This is a genomic window from Arthrobacter sp. Hb9-2 (assembly GCF_059091165.1).
In genome coordinates, this window is record NZ_JBNHGJ010000101.1 from 1 (window position 1) to 473 (window position 473).

At 66.0% G+C, this 473-nt stretch carries 1 protein-coding gene; it reads right to left on the reverse strand.

Annotated elements, in window-relative coordinates; all coding sequences use genetic code 11:
* Positions 1 to 473 (reverse strand): thiamine pyrophosphate-binding protein (locus tag AC5RV1_RS21385; RefSeq protein ID WP_493995958.1); only part of this gene is annotated, 473 nt, incomplete at both ends.

Sequence of the window (473 nt, forward strand, 5' to 3'; positions counted from 1 at the left end):
AGGTTGCAGTTGATCACGAAGTTCAGGTTGTCCAGGTTCTCGTTCGCGGCGAGCTGGAGCAGGCCGCGGGATTCCGGCTCGTCCATTTCCCCGTCGCCCAGGAACGCCCAGACCTGCTGGTCGGAGGTGTCTTTCAGGCCCCGGTTGTGCAGGTAGCGGTTGGACTGGGCCTGGTAGATCGCGTTCATCGGCCCGATGCCCATCGAGACCGTGGGGAATTCCCAGAACGACGGCATCAGCCGCGGGTGCGGGTACGAGGACAGGGCATGGCCCTCGCGGGACTTTTCCTGCCGGAACCCGTCCAGGTCCTCCTCGGAGAGCCGGCCTTCCATAAACGCCCTCGCGTACATGCCGGGGGAGGCGTGGCCCTGGAAGAAGACCTGGTCCCCGCCGCCGGGGTGGTCCTTGCCGCGGAAGAAGTGGTTGAAGCCCACCTCGTACAGGGTCGCGGCCCCGGCGTAGGTGGAGATGTG